11 protein-coding genes are annotated in these 17,230 nt (G+C 38.3%); 8 read left to right on the top strand and 3 right to left on the bottom strand.

Annotated elements, in window-relative coordinates; all coding sequences use genetic code 11:
- Nucleotides 1–27: 27 nt before the first annotated feature.
- The 4 genes from AC1DSK_RS08430 (at nt 28) to AC1DSK_RS08415 (ending at nt 8,243) form a co-directional block, all read left to right on the top strand.
- The gene (locus AC1DSK_RS08430) at nt 28–774 is read left to right on the top strand and encodes a metallophosphoesterase family protein (RefSeq protein ID WP_477547918.1); all 747 of its coding nucleotides are present in this window, start codon (nt 28–30) and stop codon (nt 772–774) included.
- Nucleotides 775–1,613: 839 nt separating this feature from the next.
- Entirely contained in the window at nt 1,614–5,954 is a 4,341-nt protein-coding gene (locus AC1DSK_RS08425) for a S8 family serine peptidase (protein ID WP_477547917.1), read from the top strand.
- A 228-nt stretch (nt 5,955–6,182) separates the two neighbouring features.
- Entirely contained in the window at nt 6,183–7,373 is a 1,191-nt protein-coding gene (locus AC1DSK_RS08420) for a DHH family phosphoesterase (protein WP_477547916.1), read from the top strand.
- 75 nt (nt 7,374–7,448) lie between these two features.
- Nucleotides 7,449–8,243: a VLRF1 family aeRF1-type release factor gene (locus tag AC1DSK_RS08415; RefSeq protein ID WP_477547915.1), complete on the top strand. Its 795-nt coding sequence runs from the start codon at nt 7,449–7,451 to the stop codon at nt 8,241–8,243.
- A gap of 250 nt (nt 8,244–8,493) precedes the next feature.
- Here AC1DSK_RS08415 and AC1DSK_RS08410 read toward each other — a convergent pair whose 3' ends face one another.
- Together AC1DSK_RS08410 and AC1DSK_RS08405 are read right to left on the bottom strand one after the other, a co-directional pair.
- A complete protein-coding gene (locus AC1DSK_RS08410; protein WP_477547914.1) occupies nt 8,494–9,171 on the bottom strand; it encodes an amino acid ABC transporter permease in 678 nt (225 codons plus the stop codon).
- 21 nt (nt 9,172–9,192) lie between these two features.
- The gene (locus tag AC1DSK_RS08405; protein ID WP_477547913.1) at nt 9,193–10,038 is read right to left on the bottom strand and encodes a transporter substrate-binding domain-containing protein; all 846 of its coding nucleotides are present in this window, start codon (nt 10,036–10,038) and stop codon (nt 9,193–9,195) included.
- A 236-nt stretch (nt 10,039–10,274) separates the two neighbouring features.
- Here AC1DSK_RS08405 and AC1DSK_RS08400 point away from each other — a divergent pair, with 236 nt between their 5' ends.
- From AC1DSK_RS08400 to AC1DSK_RS08390, 3 genes are all read left to right on the top strand, one after another.
- A complete protein-coding gene (locus tag AC1DSK_RS08400; protein ID WP_477547912.1) occupies nt 10,275–10,664 on the top strand; it encodes a cytochrome-c oxidase in 390 nt (129 codons plus the stop codon).
- Nucleotides 10,665–10,841: 177 nt separating this feature from the next.
- Nucleotides 10,842–14,456, top strand: coding sequence for a dynamin family protein (locus AC1DSK_RS08395; protein WP_477547911.1), 3,615 nt, complete (start codon nt 10,842–10,844; stop codon nt 14,454–14,456).
- A gap of 4 nt (nt 14,457–14,460) precedes the next feature.
- On the top strand, nt 14,461–15,279 hold the full coding sequence (locus AC1DSK_RS08390) for a sulfurtransferase (RefSeq protein ID WP_477547910.1): 819 nt from the start codon (nt 14,461–14,463) through the stop codon (nt 15,277–15,279).
- 57 nt (nt 15,280–15,336) lie between these two features.
- Here AC1DSK_RS08390 and AC1DSK_RS08385 read toward each other — a convergent pair whose 3' ends face one another.
- Nucleotides 15,337–15,561 carry a DUF2187 family protein gene (locus tag AC1DSK_RS08385; protein ID WP_016427358.1) on the bottom strand — a complete coding sequence of 75 codons (225 nt, stop codon included), beginning with the start codon at nt 15,559–15,561 and terminating at the stop codon, nt 15,337–15,339.
- Between the two features lie 209 nt (nt 15,562–15,770).
- Here AC1DSK_RS08385 and AC1DSK_RS08380 point away from each other — a divergent pair, with 209 nt between their 5' ends.
- Complete coding sequence (locus tag AC1DSK_RS08380) at nt 15,771–17,216, top strand: DEAD/DEAH box helicase (RefSeq protein WP_477547909.1); 1,446 nt, start codon at nt 15,771–15,773, stop codon at nt 17,214–17,216.
- The last annotated feature ends 14 nt before the right edge of the window (nt 17,217–17,230 follow it).

Genomic DNA, 17,230 nt, shown 5'->3' with positions numbered 1-17,230 from the left:
CGGAGGATTGTTATTGGGGGGACGCACATGATGAGAATCGCAATTATTTCAGATATTCATGGAAATATGCCTGCCCTGGAAGCGGTTTTTGAGGATATCCAACTCCGCAATATTGATGAAATTGTCTGCATTGGCGATCTTGTCGGTAAAGGTCCAGAACCAGCAGAAGCAATTGAATTTGTTAAAGAACATTGTGATGTGGTCATTCGCGGGAATTGGGATGAATTTATTTTGAATGAATCAGATAGCCAATCCATACAGTGGCAGCAAAGCTATTTGAGTGAAGACAATAAAAACTTTTTAAAACAATTACCGTTCAGTTATGAAATCATGCTTGGGAAAAAGTTCATTCGATGTGTCCATGCTTCACCCCGATCCGTACACGAACGAATTTCGCCGTTTCAACCGTTGGAGAAGCAAGAAACATTGTTTGAAAATAGTGAAGTCACGATGAATATATGCGGAGAACGAACGCCGGATTATTATATTTACGGGGATATTCATTACGCGTGTATTAAACCAATCGACGGAAAAGGAATCTTGGTCAACGTAGGTAGTGTAGGAAACCCTTTGGAGATTCCTGAAGCTTCATACGGAATTATCGAGCATGTTGGAAAAAGTGTCAGTGTTCAACTTGTACGGGTACCATATGATAAGCAAGCGGTATTACAAAAAGCAAAAGATCTCGGGATGCCGAACATAGATGTTTATGAAGCAGAGATTTTGGATTGCATATATAGAGGTCAACAAAAGAAAGAAGCTCAGGCAACATGAGCTTCTTTTTTTGTTGGCTTTGATAAGGGAATTATAGAGATAAAAGTGGGATAATCAGTTGCAACCAACCCCGACTTTCCACCAATATCGTTACTAGTTAATATGAGATGAGAGTTTGACAAGGTGACTATTTATATTACTTTTTTTGTTTTAGACGAGTATGCTAGCATAATTTTTAAAATAAATAAATTTCCAATTATTGTTAATATGGTTATTTTGACATAGATGAAAATGAAAGTTTTATAAAAATATAGTTTTGAAGGGGGAGTAGTTTACCTTTAATAAGAAATTCAAAAATTTGTTAAAGCAGTAGGATAAACTTGAAAATTTAGCCATTTATTTAACTGTAAAATGGAAATTCAAAGGGTTTTATATAGCGCAAAAGTCTCGTGTAATGAAAACTCATAAGAACATACAAATTTCCCAATTATGCAAGCAATTAGTCTATATTACTTATTTTATAGGTTTTTTATACATAGAGTCGAGATTGGGAAATAATATCTATACATCAAAACTCAATCCTAGCATGGGGAAATAGAATTTTATTGATCTCGTATTAAATCATGTTTTGTATCATTATACCTAATTTTAAATAGGTACTAAATATCAATTCTGAAAACGATGAATTTTAGCGACAAATTATGACAAAAAAACGGCTTTCTTTCTTTTATAGTTTGATTAACAACTAGAGCTTCACGATCGACACCACTGATACTGTTTGCCTAAATGATTAGGGAAAGGGGGCCATGGGTGTTTTTATTTGGTCATTTTTGAGGGAATGTAAAATGCAATCCGCTTTACGAAAGGCAAGAAAGGAAGATTAAAAGGGAGGAAAGAAGATGACGAAGAAAAATAGTTCTAAAAAGTCTTTCAACATTGCTGTTTCTATACTCATGACCTTGTCTCTAATCGCACCTGGAGTCGCGAGTGCCGAAACAACTAGTAAACTGCACCAGTCACTTAATAATTCGAACGTGAATACAATCGAAAAAGTGAGTAAACGTTTGCTGTCGGATTTTAAAGAAGATGAGAAAGTTACCTTCTTAATAAAATTCAAAGAAAAAGCGGATACGAAAAAAGTGGTGGAAGAGGCTAGGAAAAGTTCTCAAAAAGCGAAATTATCTTCTAAAAAATCATTAATGGTCCAGCGTTCTGCATTAGTGTCTGAGCTAAAAGGGACTTCCCTTCAAGAGCAGCAAAATGTAAAACATTATCTTGAACAAGAAGCTGCTAAAGGCAATGTTGAAGATATCCATTCGTATTATATTGTAAATGGGATGGCTGTAACAGCAACGAAAGAAGTTGCAGAAAAGGTAGCATCATTTGCAGAAGTTGAAAAAGTGCTTCCAAATGAAACGCGTCAACTTTTCACAACAAAAACAAAAAATGCTGTGTCACCTAAATCTGAAATTGCCAATGTTGAATGGAATGTTGCGAGAGTTAAAGCTCCCGACGTTTGGGCGATGGGTATTGATGGAGCAGGTACTGTAGTAGCGAGCATCGATACAGGTGTTCAGTGGGATCATCCAGCATTAAAAGAAAAATACCGTGGTTATAATTCTTCAACAGGTCAAACAGATCATGACTTTAACTGGTTTGACGCTACAGCTGGACGAGCTACACCTTATGATGATCATGGTCATGGTACTCACGTGACTGGAACAATGGTAGGTAGTGAAACAAACGGTTCCAACCAGGTTGGAGTAGCTCCTGGTGCTAAATTCATTTCTGTAAAAGCTTTTACTGCAAATGGTGGTACAGATGCGGATTTATTAGAAGCTGCACAATGGATTTTAGCACCAACAGATTCTGAAGGAAATGCCCGTGTTGATATGGCTCCAGATGTTGTAAACAACTCTTGGGGTGGTGGTCCAGGTCTTGACGAATGGTATCGTGATGTAGTCAACAACTGGCGTGCAGCAGAAATTTTCCCTGAATTTTCAGCAGGAAACACAACGCCAACAAATCCAGGTGGTCCGGGTTCTGTTGCATCACCTGCAAACTATCCTGAATCATTTGCAACAGGTGCAACTGATATTAACAACATAGTAGGTAATTTCTCTTTGCGAGGACCTTCTCCTTATGCTGAAATCAAACCAGATATCTCGGCTCCAGGAGTAAATATCCGATCTTCTGTACCAGGTGGGGGGTACCAAGGGGGCTGGAATGGAACATCAATGGCTGGACCAGCTATATCCGGGGTCGCGGCAATGTTGCGCCAAGTAAACGCTAACTTAACCGTTGAAGAAATGGAACAAATTTTACTTGAAACAGCAATCCCATTAACTGACTCACAATATCCACAAACACCGAATCACGGGTATGGATATGGTTTAGTTGATGCGTATGAAGCAGTGTCTTCAATCATGAACGGTATTGGAAAAATTGGTGGACAAGTTACGAAACAAGGTGAAGATGATGAAGCACCAGTCTTTGAACATAGTTCTCCTATAGAAACGTATGAAGGTATGGATCTGGATTTGGCTGTTACAGTAACAGATAACATCAGCGTTTCATCAGTTGAATTAAGTTATTTGGATGGAAACAATGAATGGCAAACTATGGCGACTTCACGAATTTCTGGTGACTACAAAGCTGGTGAATACGCTGTTACGATTCCTGGAACTTCAGTAACAGGGGGATCATTCACTTATAAATGGATCATCAATGATTTCGGAAACAACGTTGTCAATAGTGAAGAATATTTGGTTGAAGTGAAACCGGGTATTACTGTTGGTTACTTCCAAGATTTTGAAACTGCTGCAATTGGCTGGAGTTCATTCGGTGAAATGAACAGCTGGGAGTGGGGAGTTCCAACGTCTGGACCTGGAAATGCCGCGTCTGGTGAAAAAGTATATGCAACAAATTTAGAAGGTAAGTATGACAGTAACATGAACGCAACACTTGTTCTCCCTCCAGTTGATCTGCCAGAAGGTAATTCGTATCTGCAGTTCAAACACTGGCATAGTTTTGAACAAGGTTCATCTGGAAGAGCATGGGATTACGGTCATGTGTTTGTTTCAACAGATAGACAAGAGTGGACACAATTAAAAATGTTCCAAGGAGAATCAGGAGCATGGTTAGATGGGGAAGTAGACTTGTCAGCGTATAGTGGTCAACGTGTTTACTTGGCATTCCACGCGTTCTCTGATAGCAGTGTTGTGAGAGACGGTTGGTATATCGATGATGTTGCATTAACCGATATTGCCCAAACTGAGAATGTTTCAAAAGAAAATAAAGGCAACATTGGTCTAGACTTAATCAAAGTTGAAGATAAAGAAGCAATGAAAGAAGCGATTGATCCAACAAAAATCAGACCTTCAATGCCTGTAAAAGAAGAATTGCCAGTATCGGAGGCACCGATTCATCCGACTTTATTGCCTATTGGTGCACAAGTCAGTGTGCTTGAATCAGGACGTTCAGTATATACAAATCCTGCAGATGGCACATATTCAATGACGCATGTTCCTGGTACATTCACAATGAAAGCGGAAGCTTATGGATACCACACAAATCAACAGACGGTGACAATCGAAGCTGACGCAACAGCGCAAGCGGATTTCACTTTGGATGAAATTGCACAAAACACTGTAAGCGGAACAATTACTGACGAATCGACAGGAGAAGGAATCGAAGGCGCAACACTTCTACTTGTTGAAGATGCCAATATCACTCCTGTTGAAACAGATGCATCAGGAAACTACAGCATCACAGCTTACGAAGGAAATTATACACTTAAGGTAATTGCACGCGGCTACCATAGTAAAGAAGCATCCGTAACAATCGGTGCAAACGCACTTGATTTAAGTCTTGCACTTGAACCGTTCTACACATATCCAGGTGGTGAAATTGGTTATGATGATGGAACAGCTGAAAATGCACACGCATTCAATGCAGCGGGTAATGCTTGGGCAGTGAAAATGTCTCTTCCTGAAGGGAAAGAAAATGGCATTGTTACTGATGGCGTATTCCGTTTCTGGGACACTGAGTGGCCAGTACCAGGTGGAACAGCATTTGCAGTGGAAGTTTGGGATGCTACTGGTCCTGATGGATCACCAGGTAAAAAACTCACAGAATCAATTAATGCAACAGCATTACGCAACGGTCAATGGACGATAGTAGACTTATCTGAACATAACATCGTTGTAAATGGTGATTTCTACATGGTTTACAGACAAACAGTTGCGAATCCAAACACACCAGGACTTGCTGCTGATGAAGATGGAACAAACGCGGAAAGAAGTTACCAATCTGTTTCAGGTACATGGACAGCTTCCCCAGCAGAGGAAGGAAACTATATGATCCGTGCTCGTGTAAGTTATGAAGTAAGTGCACCAGTCATTACTTCGCCAACTTCTGATTTAGCAACGAATAAGTCAGCTATTACTATTGAAGGTAGTGCATCACCTACAACAACAATTCAACTGAAAAATAATGGTGGAGTTGCAGGTTCTGTAGTAGTAGGAAATGATGGTAAATTTGCCATTCAAACTGAATTGACAGAAGGATTGAATGTATTTACAGCGACTTCATCTCTTGATGGTAAAGTAACGGGCGAATCTGCTCCGGTATCTGTTATCTTGGACACAGTGAAACCAAATCTAACAATCGACAGCCCGAAAAACGGAGATAAAACAAATCGTGAATCGGTTACAGTAGAAGGTAGTGTCGAAGATGCCAACCTTGATTGGGTGAAAGTAAACGGTCAAATTGCAGCAGTCGTAAACGGAAAATATTCAAAACGTATACTTTTGGATACTGGTGCAAATGAAATTACTGTTGTAGCAAGAGATAAAGCAAACAACAGCATGTCGAAAACAGTGACAGTACATGCAAAATATGCTTCTCCTGTCATTACAAACTTAAAACCAGACCAAGATCTCAATCTTAAAACTGGCAAGACTGTCAAAATCGAATTTGATAGTGAACCTGGATTAAGATCAACTTTTGTAATCCATATGCCACTAACAAATATGGGCGGACAACTTCAAAACGCTACAGAATTGCCAATGACAGAGCAAGCGAACGGCCATTATGTTGGCTATTATACGGTTCCAAAAGGTACAGTAGCTAATGGTGCGGTTATCGAAGTAAAAGCAGTCGATAGCTTCAATAACGAAACACGCCAGACGGCAAAAGGTAAACTATATCTGAACGTTAAAGGTAACAGTAATAAGTAGAGTTCTATGAGAAAGATACCAAAGAGAAGATTACCTTCTCTTTGGTATTTTTTTGCCTTAATTGATTTTGGGTATCAATTTTGAATTAAATGCACACCAAGAATAAAACGATAAGTCATCACGTCTTAATCATCCTACCTATTAATTAGTCATGTTTGTTAATATGAACAAAAAAGTTATCAATAATTTTCAACATTTTTATCCATACTATCTGTTGAGGTGAATCAATTGTATAAACTTTTGTCGCACAACGATTTAGATGGAGTTGGGTGTGGGATTCTCGCGAAACTTGCTTTTGGCAAGCAGGTGAAGGTCAGATATAATTCGGTTTCAAGTCTGGATCGAGAAGTAGGTTGGTTTTTGGAGAATGATGACAAAAACACGCTATTATTCATAACTGACCTGGCTGTAAATAAAGAAAATGAAAAATTGCTGAATGATTTTTATCAAACTACTGGAAATGTCCAACTTATCGATCATCATAAAACATCACTTCACTTCAATGATTATGAGTGGGGACATGTTCTGGTTGAAGATGAACAAGGAAAATTAACTTCTGCAACTTCTTTATTTCATCATTACCTTGTGTCTCAACAATTATTAGAGAGCAGGGAAGCAATTTCAGAGTTTGTTGAGCTTGTCAGACAGTATGATACATGGGAATGGGAGAAAAATGAAAACTTTGAAGCGCAACGATTGAATGCGCTCTTTTATTTAATTTCAATAGAAGAATTCGAAGAAAAGATGATTGAACGGCTTAGAATTATCGATCATTTCGATTTTGACGATTTTGAAAAGAAACTACTGGACATGGAAGAAAATAAGATCGAACGCTATATAAGACGCAAGAAAAAAGAAATAGTACAAGCGCAGGTTGGAGAGCATTTGGTTGGTATTGTATACGCAGAATCATATCATTCAGAACTCGGAAATGACTTGGGCAAAGTATATCCACATCTCGATTATATCGTGATTTTAAATATGGGTGGAAAGAGATTGGGGTTTCGAACAGTGCATGACCATGTAGATGTATCAGAAGTAGCGGGAAGATATGGTGGTGGTGGACACGCCAAAGCATCCGGTAGTTCATTAACTGATTCAGCATTCAAGCTGTTTGTGACAGATACGTTTCAGTTGGAACCAATTCGTGAAGATGCACAGCGAAATCGATATAACCTGAAAAAATCATCATTCGGATCTCTTTATAAAAATATTATGGAAGAAACATTCTTTATTCATGCAATCAGTGATCAAGAATGGAAAATTGATCATAATAACCATATATTAGACCAGAAATTTACAAGCTTTGATGAAGTAGAAAATCACTTAAAAAGAAATCATTCGGCATGGTTAGTAAGAGATGACACGTTTGTAGCTTATTTAATGAATCATGTAAAAAGCGGTAAGAAAAATGAATAGCAGGAAGTACTATTAATTTCAGGGCTCTCGGGGCATCCTACAAGCGTAGAGAATATCAAGGAGGTATAATCATTTATGGGATTGAGTAAAGAAATCCAGACTTTAAAGGACCATCGTAGCGGTGATCGTAATGTATTGAGTGTTTATTTGAATACAAATCCAGGTGATCCTGACCAATTAAATGGAGCATGGAAAATACATTTGAAAAATGGCTTAAAAGACATTGATAAGAGTCTAAATGCTTCTGAAAAAGATACTGAACTTAAGTACTTTAAGGAAACCAAGAAAAAAGTGATGGATGAAATTGAACAAAACAAAGATGATTTGCACAAAGGGGCTGTTATATTTGCCTCGGAAAATCCACCATTGTGGTCCGTACATTATGTTCAAGTGCCAGTAAAATCAGGTTTCCATTGGGAAGATCGTCCTGTGGTTGAACAATTTGAATATATGTACAAAGCTTATCCAGAAGCAGGAATAATTTTGCCGAGTTTTGGTGAAGTCCGTGTTTTGGATACTTCGATGGGATTTGTTAAAGAAGATATGGTATATATTTTCGACCCGAAACTTGAATATTGGGGTCAGGATAAAGATATGGATCCAACTGGACCTCATAAAATTGGGGGCAGTAAAGTTGATTTTATCGAGTCCCGACTAAAAGAAAATTTGCACAGATTTTATAAAGGGATGGCAGCAAATGTTAAAAAATTGAAGAAAGAACGAGGCTGGAAAGAAGTCCATGTTATTGGTGAAACGGAATTGGCGATTGCGTTCGCAGAAACCTTAAGTGAAAAACCGAACAGCTGTATATATAAAAACTTGAATAACAGCAAACCACATATAATCATTAACCAAGTTTTGGAGAAATAAAAGCCATAAAAATTGTCTAAAAAGCCTTCCTGATGACGTTGGGAAGGTTTTTTCATTGCATCTCGAGAAATTAATTTCAATAATATTCAGAAAACGTTGCGTTGTCTTAGAAATAGAAACCTAGAGGAAAGAACGTAAATCCCTGATAGTTGTCTCAATTGAAAAGGAGCCAAAACAGTTTATGTTTTCGCTCCTTATTCGTTTGAAAATACTTATTCATTACTTTGGATTCAAGAACGGTATATCGAATTCAAAGATATTTCGCATAACGTTTTTCCAAATAGTTCTGTAGAACAGTCATGACTGAACAAATTGCCCAGTACATAAGAGCTACAAGGATGAGTAGGGTTAATAAATCATATTCCCTTGCCCCAATAGTTCGTGCTTTTTGAAACATTTCTGGCACCGTAATCATTGCTGCTAATGAAGAGGCTTTGATTAAATCCATTAATACATTGGATAGTGGAGGTACGGCGATTCTTACGGATTGTGGGAGAATAATTCTTCTCATGGACTGCCAATAAGTAAGTCCAAGAGCTTTGGAAGATTCCCATTGTCCAATATCAACGGAAGATAGTGAAGATCTAAGAATTTCAGCCATGTATGCCGCGCTATTCAAACTGAAGCCAATCAGCGCAGCCTGCATCGCCGTAAATTCAACTCCGATGACTGGAAACCCAAAGTATAACAAGAACAGTATGACCAGGATTGGAACGCCTCTCATAAATGAAATGTACAATCTCGCTGGCCATTGTAAGAACAGGAGATTTGATGTTCTTGCCAGAGCAATGAAAAATCCGATAATCAGTCCGACTACCATACTGACAATTGCGATGAGAAGCGTAAGCCAAATGCCACTAAGAACGTAGGGGAAAGAATCAAGAGCTAACTGAGGATCAAATAAAAGTCCCCATTCAATTTCATTCATCCGTTAATCCCCCTGGCTCAATTAATCAATATTAACTTCTTTGGAAACATCTGCACCATTAAAGAATTTTGCTGAAATTTCACTGATGGTTCCATCTTCAAGCATTTCTTTCAACACTCGATTGACGTTGTCTTCGAGCTCTGAATTTTCTTTGTTGATGACAAGACCAATCTTGGATGGACTGTATTTGATATCCGGATGAATGGTGATGTTCAATTCAGGAAATGCAGCTACAGCAAGTGTTTGAAGATAATAATCATTTAAAATAACGTCTGTTCGCCCAATGGATACGTCACGTAAGTAAACTTCGTTCGGTACATTATCATACGTAACTTCTTCAGCACCATATTGACGGGCCATTTCCATATAAACTGATGTAGATGCCCCAGCCGCTTTTTTACCTTTTAAATCTTCCAGAGATTTAATGCCTGATAAATCATCCTTGCGAACTACTGCTGTGCCATATGAATATTTAATCGGAGTGGAGAAGATGAAATTTTCAAGTCTGTCTTCACTGATTTCAATGTCATTGGCAGCTAAATCAACTTGCCCAGTTTTGACACTTGTAAGCATTTCATCAAATCCAAGTTCTTTGAACTCTATATCCAGCTCCAAGCGTTTTGCGAGTTCACGTACTACTTCCACTTCAAACCCAGTCAATTCATCCGATTGTTCGTCCCGGTAAGAAGTTGGGAAAAGTGTACCGGAAGTTGCAACAGTTATTGAACCTTCTTCTTGGATTGTATCCCAAGCTGTAGTTGATTTGGATGATTCTTTTGCCTCATCGTTTCCACATGCAGTCAAAAATACCATCGAAGCCAACCCGATATATAGTGATAATCTTTTTTTGTTCATAAAAATCTTCATAAAAAGCCTCCTTAAAATGTAATCCGCTTAAAAACATACCATTGAAGTATGAATTAGAGCAACCTTTTGATTAAGATTATAGAATGTAAGAATTCTTAGATTATTATCGATTTATATCTTATTGATCAGAACCTGTAAATGTGATTAATAGTTCGTTAATGAATACTCTTATACTTTCAAAAATACATTATATAAAGGAGTTTTAATGTTTTAACTTTGAAAGGAGAGAATGAGGCGTGGGAATTAAATTTATCAAGGTTTCGGTCGTTTATTTTACCATTGGCGTAATACTGGGCATGTATATGTCCATGGGGCATGATTATACGCTCAAAGGCGTCCATGTTCACCTCGACTTATTAGGTTGGGCTTCATTTGCACTAGCGGGACTCATTTATTATTTATTTCCAAAAGCGGGAAATCATACGCTTGCCAAAGTTCATTTTTGGGCATCTAACATCGGCCTGCTATTAATGATGGTTGGACTGTCTACGCTCTTACTCAGCGGAGCAGAGCAGGCAGTAACATTTATTTCAATAGGCGCTACGCTAGTCGTAATCAGCGTCATCCTGTTTGCTATCAATGTTTTAATGAACGTGAAGTTTCCAGTAATAACAGTGAAAGAGTAAATGAACAGAAGAAAGACCGGTGCGGATATTCCGTTACCGGTCTTTTCGTGTTCCTGGACTTTCATGTATCATAGAAGTCTTCTCCATAAATTCGCAACAACTTACATTTCTACAAGATGCGACAGTTTTAAACATGATATGATAGACATAGTTTTTGATAAAGGAGTACAACCAAGAATGCATTCATTTGAAGATCAAATTAATCACCTATTACAAGAAACGGCTAGAGCCTATACATTATTTAAAGAAGTAGACGATGTGGAACGAATGAACAAAACGAATCTGTTCTCACAAAAATTAATGAACCGGGAATTTACGATTGGTTTTGCAGGTCACTTTTCTGCGGGCAAGTCGAGTATGATCAACGCCTTGACGGGAGAACAACTCCTTCCATCCAGTCCCATACCAACAAGCGCGAATATCGTTAAAATACATAAAGCAACAAACGATTTTGCCATTGTGTACATGCAAGATCAACAACCAGTTAAATTTACGGGAGATTATGATTTTGAGACGGTAAAAGAATTTTGTAAGGATGGACATGCAGTTTCGCAAATTGAAATTGGACATGAATCTTCGGTCCTACCTGAAGGAATAACGGTCATGGATACACCAGGAGTTGATTCTACTGACGATGCACACCGTATGTCGACAGAATCATCGTTACACTTGGCAGATATCGTTTTCTATATGATGGACTATAACCACGTCCAATCAGAGTTGAACTTTGGGTTTACAAAACAACTTATGAAATATAACGACAATCTCTATTTGATTGTAAACCAGATTGATAAACACCGTGAAAATGAGTTGACGTTTACGCAATTTAAAGAGTCTGTACACGACTCCTTCAAGGCATGGGGCGTAGTACCAAAAGATATCTTTTTCACTTCTTTAAAAGATGCCAATCATCCTTATAACGACTTTAACGAAGTTCGGGAAATCGTGATGTACAGCATGAATAATTGGCAAGACCAATTAGTGAAGTCGTCGACCAATACATTAATCAAATTACACGATGAACATCTTGAATATTTAACGGATGAAATTGAAGAGTGCCAGTCAACTTTCGCCAACGTACTATCTGAGGATGAATGGGAAGATAAAGAAGAAATCAGAAAGACGGCCGCACACTATCAAAACCAAGCAAAATTACTTAGTTCTAAAGCGTGGTCAGATAACTTTGAAGCCAATCGAAAAAATTTACTGGATAATGCCACCATGATGCCATACGAGTTACGAGACAAATTAAAGTCGTATTTGGAAGCAAAACAAGAAAACTTTAAGGTTGGCCTATTCTTTAGTGGGAAGAAAACGGAAGAAGAGAGAAACACTCGTGGACAGCTTGTCGAAAAAGAATTCGATACGGTCATACAATCTCAAATTGCCGGACATATGCGTTCATTAATGAAACAGTCTTTAAAAGATGTGGGGTTACTGAGTGATGAACAATCACTGGCAATTGATCAGATGGAATTCCATCCACCTATACAAATTATTGATGAACAAATTCAAAAAGGGTCTCTGGTTACCGCTGATTCTGTATTGAATTTTGCTAACCGAGTCACAGATGCGACGAAAAAATGGTTCATCCAACAAACTGATGGCTGGAAAAACGTGCACGCAAAAGTTATAGAGGACTTACCGGAAGATGATTTTGGTCAAGCTGATTCTAAATCTCGTGCCTATCAAGAAAAATTATTGGCGATTGAAACGCTGGAACAATTGCATAAACAGCATGAAGGTTTCACAAAAGAATGGGACAACCCTTCAAGAAATACGAATAGTAACTCTGCTGAGTTGGTGAAAAAATGGGTGAAAAATCATGAGTTGGCTGAACAACAAATGGTACCTTTCGATTCTTCCATGATTGTCGAAAAAGACACGGAAGATAATGATATGGAACATACGTCTGACAGACCGGAAACTGCAGGTATTGCAGTGAATGATACACTGTCACGTGCGAAATACATTGCCAAACAGATTGAACATATCCAAGGCTTCTCTGAAGTTGCACAGTATTTGCAAACTAAATCTCAGCGTCTTGAGAAACAGGACTTTACCATTGCCTTATTTGGGGCTTTCAGTGCTGGCAAATCGTCGTTCTCAAATGCTTTAATGGGGGCAAATGTGTTGCCAGTTTCCCCAAATCCAACAACTGCCGCAATAAATAAGATTCGTCCCGTCACTGAACATCATCCGCACGAAACGGCTGATGTAAAGCTGAAAACGAAAGATCAATTTTTTGAAGATGTTGCTTCTTCATTCCATGCCATCGGAATCAATGTCGTTTCTTTAGATGAAGCGTACAAAAAGGCGAACGATATAGAAAATATGACTTTAGAAAACGAAGGCTTGCAAGTACACAAAGCATTCATTCGTGCTTTTAAAGAAGGGTATTCTACGTTCAAAGAACAACTTGGTGAAACTTTGCGCGTAAATAGAGATGAATTCGAAGCGTTTGTTGCCCAGGAAAACAAGAGCTGTTTTGTCGATACCATTGATTTCTACTATGATTGTCAGTTAACGAGAATGGGGGTCACTCTGGTGGATACGCCAGGAGCAGACTCTATTAATGCACGACACACAGGCGTGGCATTTGAATACATCCGTAATGCAGACGCTATTCTTTTCATTACGTATTATAATCACGCATTTGCCCGAGCTGATAGAGAATTTTTGATTCAGCTTGGTCGTGTGAAAGATGCATTTGAATTGGATAAAATGTTCTTTATCGTGAACGCCATTGACCTGGCTGCAAACGAAGAAGAAGCAAATGATGTCAAAAATTATGTGACGAATGAATTGCAACGATTCGGTATACGCTACCCACGAGTATATGGAGTTTCGAGCCTTCAAGCGCTAACAGAAAAAGAAGAGTCGGTTCAATTGAATTCAGGAATGGAAGTTTTCGAACAATCTTTCCAACAATTTTTGTCCGAAGATTTAAAAGCGATGGCTGTTCAAGCACTCGCTGAAGAAACGGAGAAAACAGTTGCCCGATTGGCTTCCTTGATTGAACAAACTGAAGTCAATCTATCCAGAAAAGAAGAACGGTTGCAGGAACTACGTCTGTTGGAACAAAAAATCCGTCAACGTTTTACGAGTTCAGCTGCAGGAGTAATCACAAAAAATTCCTATCAGGAACTGGACGAACTGCTTTACTATGTATTGCAAAGAGTCTATTACAGATACCCTGACTTCTTTAAAGAATCGTATAACCCGTCTGTTTTTTCGAACAAATCATCAGCAGAAGCACTTGATTTTGCCCTAAAAGAAACACTTGCCATGTTAAGTTTTGATTTTGAGCAGGAAATGCGTGTGACGAATTTCCGTTTAAATCAATGGATCGGCAGAGCACTGCAACAACGACAAAAAGATGAAATGCATGAACTGAAAGAAAGCAACAACAGTTTTTCGTTTATGCCGTATGAAATAGCGGAAGCAAAACTGCTTGATTTTGAAGGACCTTTCGAAGATTCAACTAATTATTCACATGTGAAGTCACATTATAAAAACAATAAATCGTTCTTCGAGAAAAATGAAAAAGAAAAGCTAAGAGATGCATTGCAGGATGCAACAAAACCGGAAGCTGAGAAATATTTAAATACTCAAAATGTCCGCATGAGAGATTGGGCTAGAGGTGTAATTGATTTGGAAGCAGAAGGATTAAGACAACATTTACTCCGTGAGTCACTGCAACAACTTGACTCTGAAAGAGCGGCAATGCAAGAAGGTAGCCGCCTTGAAGAGTGGAAAGCTGTGTACAAGAATTTATCTGAAGGGGAATGAGCTGATGGGTAAAGTTTGGAAGTCTGCAAAAGAACTGAAAGAATCTAATGTGAGGTGGATTGATACTCGCTTTTCACTACAAGATCCTAATGCTGGCAAAAAGCTATATGATAAGGGTCATATAGCTGGTGCCATCTATCTCGATCTAGAAAAAGATTTATCAGATATGAATAAGACAAATGGACGTCATCCACTGCCTGACAAAGAAAAGTTGAAACATCTATTTGAATCCATTGGTTTACAGTATACAGACCATGTCGTGATTTATGACCAAGGCGGAATGCCATTTGCACCTCGAGCTTACTGGATGTTTTGTTTCGCAGGTTTCCCACAAGTAACATTGGTGAAGGAAGGCTATGAAGAATTGGTTGAACTGGGTTTAGAAGTGTCAACTGAAACATCGTCATACCCGGCTTCGACATTAATCCTTCAGTGGAATGAAGACATTCTTTCGACTCGCGAGCAAGTAAAAGTAGTATCGGAAACTTCAAATGGTGTTCTTCTGGATGCCCGATCAGCAGAAAGATATGCAGGCATTCATGAGCCGATTGATTCAGTAGCAGGTCATATTCCGACTGCGAGAAATTTGGACTGGGAACTGTTGAAAGAAGATGGTCGTTTTAAAGAAGCAGTCGATGTTTTATCTGAAGTAGAAGCGGTTGTTAAGCAAGATGAAGAAATCACTGTGTATTGCGGGAGTGGAGTAACTGCAGCTCCTCTATATGCAATGCTTAAAGAAGCGGGATATCCAAAAGTGAAATTATATGTAGGCAGTTATAGTGACTGGATTTCGGCTTATCCAGTAGACAATAAATTGACTTAGCTAAAATAAAAATAATCAACAAAAAAACGAAGAGCAATTTGCTCTTCGTTTTTTGTTTTATGAGAATACTTTATAATTTTTATGTGATACTACGGTTAAAGTTGATGCGGCACCAATTTTTTTTGCGTCTTCTTGAGAAATTTCAACGATGCAAGAATTTTCAAGGATTTTGAAAATAGCTCCTTCAACCTCTACATCACGACGAACGAATGTGATTTTTTCACGAATTCTTCGTGCTTGTACAAATTCGGATACTTCTTTTTCATGTTTTTGGAACGTCATCTGAATTCCCCATTTCTATAACACTGATGTCATGTCGAATACAAACTACTCGAAACAAGTCGAAAGATTCTTATGAAAATTTGTCGTATTATGAAGTTATTATGTATCTATTATAACATAGTTTTCTGTTTTAATCTATCACACCCGATTCATTGGTATACTTAAGATACAAAGAAGAGTGGACAACTCTTAAATAAAGGGAGATTTTAATGACAAACACACAATTTAAAGATTTTGGTATTTCAGACGACATAATTCGCGCACTCGAAGGACTGGGATTTACATCTCCAACAGAAGTGCAATCAAAAGTGATACCTACAGCACTATCAAAGCGGGATGTTTCAGTTAAATCTCAAACAGGAAGTGGTAAAACAGCTGCGTTCGGTATTCCGATTTGTGAGATGGTGGACTGGGATGAAAACAAACCACAAGCTTTAGTATTAACCCCTACACGCGAATTAGCTATGCAAGTTTCGCAAGATATCATGAGTTTTGGTCGTTTTAAGCGTATTAAAGCTACAGCGATTTATGGGAAACAGCCATTCGCTTTTCAACGCACTGAGTTAAAACAAAAATCGCATGTTGTTGTGGGAACCCCAGGTCGAGTTATGGATCACATTGAGCGCCATACACTGGATCTAAGCAAAGTTGAAATTCTTGTCATTGACGAAGCGGACGAAATGTTGAGCATGGGCTTTATTGAATTGGTCGAGTCCATAATCAGTCACTTGCCAAAAAAACGATTAACGATGTTGTTCTCGGCAACACTTCCAAAAGACGTGGAAAAACTATGCCATAAATATATGGACAATCCGGTGGACATCGAAATTGAAAAAACAGAAAGTGTAAACCAACAAATAGAGCACTCTGTATATATCGTAAAAGAAGCAGAGAAATTTGCGTTGCTGAAAGATATAACGATGGTTGAAAATCCAGATAGCTGTATCATTTTTTGCCGTACGAAAGATAACGTCGATCAGTTGGTGGACTTACTGGATGATGAAGGCTATACAGTCGATAAAATTCATGGCGGGATGGAACAAAATGAGCGTTTCGAAGTAATGAATGACTTCAAACGTGGAGATTTCCGCTATTTAATCGCTACTGATGTTGCTGCTCGAGGAATTGATATTGACCGTATTACGCATGTCATCAATTACGATATGCCTTTGGAAAATGAAAGCTACGTTCATCGTACTGGTCGAACAGGTAGAGCAGGCGAAGTCGGAAAAGCAATTACACTTGTTACACCTTACGAAGATCGATTCCTTGCATCGGTTGAAAAGTATATTGGTTTTGACATCCCGATGAAAGATGCTCCTTCAAAAGAACAAGTAGTTAGAGCGAAAGCTGCATTTAAACAAAAAATGAATGAACAACCTGAGATCAAAGTGGATAAGAAAGAACAATTAAATGAAGATATTACGAAATTGTATTTTAACGGCGGGAAGAAAAAGAAAATTCGTGCTGTGGACTTTGTTGGGACCATTGCAAAACTTGATGGAATGACTGCACAAGATATCGGTATCATTACCATTCAGGATAATGTTTCTTATGTGGAAATATTGAATGGTAAGGGACCGCTCGTATTGAAGCAAATGAGAAACACGACAATCAAAGGAAAACTGTTAAAAGTTCACATCGCCAACAAATAATAAGATAATAATAT

Source organism: Paenisporosarcina sp. P4_B8 (assembly GCF_056402175.1).
This window is presented reverse-complemented; position numbering and strand designations above follow the sequence as displayed.

Bases quoted from the DNA above. Each gene is read 5' to 3' on its own strand.
- AC1DSK_RS08430 (WP_477547918.1), top strand. From the start codon at position 28: ATGATGAGAATCGCAATTATTTCAGATATTCATGGAAATATGCCTGCC.
- AC1DSK_RS08425 (WP_477547917.1), top strand. From the start codon at position 1,614: ATGACGAAGAAAAATAGTTCTAAAAAGTCTTTCAACATTGCTGTTTCT.
- AC1DSK_RS08415 (WP_477547915.1), top strand. From the start codon at position 7,449: ATGGGATTGAGTAAAGAAATCCAGACTTTAAAGGACCATCGTAGCGGT.
- AC1DSK_RS08410 (WP_477547914.1), bottom strand. From the start codon at position 9,171: ATGAATGAAATTGAATGGGGACTTTTATTTGATCCTCAGTTAGCTCTT.
- AC1DSK_RS08405 (WP_477547913.1), bottom strand. From the start codon at position 10,038: ATGAAGATTTTTATGAACAAAAAAAGATTATCACTATATATCGGGTTG.
- AC1DSK_RS08395 (WP_477547911.1), top strand. From the start codon at position 10,842: ATGCATTCATTTGAAGATCAAATTAATCACCTATTACAAGAAACGGCT.
- AC1DSK_RS08390 (WP_477547910.1), top strand. From the start codon at position 14,461: ATGGGTAAAGTTTGGAAGTCTGCAAAAGAACTGAAAGAATCTAATGTG.
- AC1DSK_RS08385 (WP_016427358.1), bottom strand. From the start codon at position 15,561: ATGACGTTCCAAAAACATGAAAAAGAAGTATCCGAATTTGTACAAGCA.
- AC1DSK_RS08380 (WP_477547909.1), top strand. From the start codon at position 15,771: ATGACAAACACACAATTTAAAGATTTTGGTATTTCAGACGACATAATT.